Consider the following 1,613-nt stretch of genomic DNA (forward strand, 5'->3'; position numbering starts at 1 on the left):
GTGATGCTGACAAAGCCCAGCTCTTCAAAAATCTGAATCATTTTGACCAAGAGAATCGGGTCGATTTTCAGATAGGCAGCCAACTCTTTAAGTTTATAGCGAACGTCAAACTCAGGGAACTGATAGATTGTCTTGTAAAGTTTAGCAAATTGCTCACGAGTACCATAACCTGTCAGATAGTAAGGCTTAGCAATTTCATTCTTAAAGTAAATCGCTTCAAAATCCTGAGACTGAAGAATCTTCTTCAAGACCTGCAAATCATCAGGCAGGTCATAAACCACAATTGCTCTGCTATTTGTCAAATCTGGCAATTCCTCTGTGAAACGCAAGACTGGGACATTGTCAGGCAACGTCGCATTTTTTCCGCGGATATTGAAAAGCTGAACACCGTCCACACGGGCATCTACCAGCATGAGCTGGAGACTGGTCTGTCCATTCCATTTATTGACAGAGAGGCTGACAGCCAGCTCCAGATTCTTAGTCTGGGCAAACTCTGTCGCCAGACTTCCTTGCCCAAAAGCTACTACTTCAAAAGATGCATCTTCCTGAGAAATTTTCAGCTTGAGATGGCTATTGCCAGCCCCCATAGTCCGAGCATTATCCACTTTAAAGTCCTTGAGGTAAAAGAGTGGCTTCTTATTGTCCATACCAAAAGGCGCAAGTTTTTCGAAGCTTTTGAGTGTGTCAAGGGTCAGTTCTGGCAGATGTAGCTCCTCATCTAAATAGAGAGCTGTTTTGCCAGTCAAATCCAAATCATTGTCTAAGATGTAAGCTGTCAAGATATCAGCAAGCTCCGCCAGCTTGTCTGCTTCAAGTGTCATACCAGCTGCTCCGGCATGGCCGCCAAAAGCTACAAAGAGATCACGGTGGTTGTCCAAGGCCTTAAAAATATTGACCGCTTCAATACTGCGGGCGCTGCCTTTAGCGATGCCATCCTCGATATTAAGCACTATGACTGGCTGGTGCAGTTCTTCCAGCAAGCGCCCAGCGACAATCCCTAGCACACCAGGATTCCAGCCTTCCTTAGCCAACACCTGCACTGGTCTCTTAGTGTCCAGCATGGTCTGCGCTTCTTCATAAATCTGCTGAACGATTTCCTTGCGCTCTTCATTTTTCTGGTTGATCATGAGAGCAATATCACGAGCTTCTTCATCGTCAAAGCCTGTCAAAAGCTCAACCGCCGGATTTGGATCATCCAGCCGTCCCAAGGCATTGAGTCGGGGAGCAAGCTGGAAACCAACTGTTTCTTCATCCAGTTCATCTGGCTGAATGCCTGCTATTTTGAAGAGTTCCTGAAGTCCTACTCGCTGGGTATTTTTGAGGACGGAGAGGCCATATTTTACTAAGATCCGATTTTCCCCCGTCAGACTGACCATATCGGCAATGGTACCGATAGCAACTAAGTCCAAAAGTTCGACTTGGACTTCTTCCAGCAAGGCTGTTGCCAGCTTAAAAGCCACCCCACAACCGGCTAAATGCTTGAAAGGATAATCTGCTCCGCTATGTTCCGGATGGACAATCGCATAGGCGTTTGGCAGCTCCTCAGGCATAGAGTGGTGATCCGTCACGATAACATCCACGCCCAGAGACTGGGCCAGCTCGATAGCTTCAAG

The 1,613-nt window shown here is 46.9% G+C and carries 1 protein-coding gene; it reads right to left on the reverse strand.

Annotation, left to right across the window (positions count from 1 at the left end):
• Positions 1-1,613 (reverse strand): single-stranded-DNA-specific exonuclease RecJ (gene recJ / locus Q0191_RS02075; RefSeq protein WP_297663382.1); only part of this gene is annotated, 1,613 nt, incomplete at both ends.

The sequence above is a fragment of the uncultured Streptococcus sp. genome, assembly GCF_938036805.1.
In the GTDB taxonomy this organism is placed as follows: Bacteria; Bacillota; Bacilli; order Lactobacillales; family Streptococcaceae; genus Streptococcus.